This is a genomic window from Pseudomonas sp. NPDC087697, from assembly GCF_044743155.1.
GTDB lineage: Bacteria > Pseudomonadota > Gammaproteobacteria > Pseudomonadales > Pseudomonadaceae > Aquipseudomonas.
Genome location: NZ_JBIUVW010000100.1, coordinates 1 through 1223, shown reverse-complemented (window position 1 = coordinate 1223; position 1223 = coordinate 1). Strand labels below are relative to the sequence as shown.

2 protein-coding genes are annotated in these 1223 nt (G+C 54.5%); both read right to left on the bottom strand.

The annotated features are described in order from the left end of the window. Nucleotides 1-39: 39 nt before the first annotated feature. Nucleotides 40-834: an IS3 family transposase gene (locus ACIPIN_RS28955; RefSeq protein ID WP_401124934.1), complete on the bottom strand. Its 795-nt coding sequence runs from the start codon at nucleotides 832-834 to the stop codon at nucleotides 40-42. 35 nt (nucleotides 835-869) lie between these two features. Beyond that, nucleotides 870-1166 carry a transposase gene (locus tag ACIPIN_RS28950; RefSeq protein WP_401124932.1) on the bottom strand — a complete coding sequence of 99 codons (297 nt, stop codon included), beginning with the start codon at nucleotides 1164-1166 and terminating at the stop codon, nucleotides 870-872. Nucleotides 1167-1223 lie beyond the last annotated feature (57 nt).

The following is a 1223-nucleotide window of genomic DNA, read 5'->3' as shown; positions in this document are numbered from 1 at the left end:
TGTTGTGGTTCAGTTTTTTTGAACCGCTCTGTAGGAGCATTAGGCCGCTTGCTGCTCAAACAGCGCAGGCGGCAGGTGGTTCGAGGCGGAGTGGCAACGGCGATGGTTGTAATGCGAGATGAAACCCATCACATCCTTCTCCGCTTCGAAATGATTCTGGTAGCCGTTTTCCGGCATCCAGTCGTGCTTCAACGTTCTGAAATAGCGCTCGACTACTGCGTTGTCCCAACAGTTTCCCCGGCGGCTCATGCTCTGGACGATTCGGCTTTCCGCCAGGCATGCAACAAACCGATCGGCGGTGTACTGACAACCCTGGTCGGAGTGAAACAACAGCTCAGGCATCGGGCGACGTAGCGCTACTGCCAGCCTTAGCGCCCTGATAGAGAGCTCGGTATCAGCGGTTCTTGAACACGCCCATCCCACAATCCTGCGTGAAAACAGATCCATCACCACCGCCAGATACAGCCAGCTATTTCCCACTCTGATGTAGGTGATATCGCCCACCCACAGCGTATCTGGCCGGGTTGGATTGAAGCGACGATCAAGAATATTCGGCGCAACGACCGCCGGCTTGGTGGCGCGTCGATAGTGGGCGTAACGCGGTCTGCGCCGTTGCAGACCAAAGGTTTTGATCAAGGTGCGCATTCGATGGCGCCCGATGAAAATGCCTTCTTTTCTTAACTCTTTGGATAATCCGCGAGTACCCAATGCTTCGCGATGCTCCTTATGCAACGCTCGAAGTTTGCGCTCCAGGAATTGCTGAGCGGGTCGTCGCGGTTTGGGTTTGCGCTTCGCGTAATAGCTGCTGCGGGCCAAGCCGAACACTGAACACATACGCCGAATCGACATCGCCCCTCTAATGCCATCAATCACTTGGTTCGACCGAACAGAACCTTCAGATGAGAGGGCAATTGCTTTTTTAACACTTGGTTCTCGGCTTCAAGCAGCGCCAACTTCGCCTGTAGCGACTCGATCAGTTCCTGATCCTGCAGCCGCGGCGGCTGCGATATTCCCGCCTGCTCCCGACGCCAGTGTAAAACCCAGCGACGCAGGGCTGTAGGGCCCACACCTGTGGCCTCACAGGCTTTAGGTATGGAGTAATTCATCTCCACAACCAAGCGAATGGCTTCCGCTTTTTCCTCAGACGTAACAACCCGATATCCCATGATGCTTCCTTAAATCGACGCTCCTACATCATGGTCCAAAAATATTCGACCACAACA

Excerpts from the sequence above, each read along its gene's own strand:
- ACIPIN_RS28955 (WP_401124934.1), bottom strand. The coding sequence starts at position 834 with ATGTGTTCAGTGTTCGGCTTGGCCCGCAGCAGCTATTACGCGAAGCGC.
- ACIPIN_RS28950 (WP_401124932.1), bottom strand. The coding sequence starts at position 1,166 with ATGGGATATCGGGTTGTTACGTCTGAGGAAAAAGCGGAAGCCATTCGC.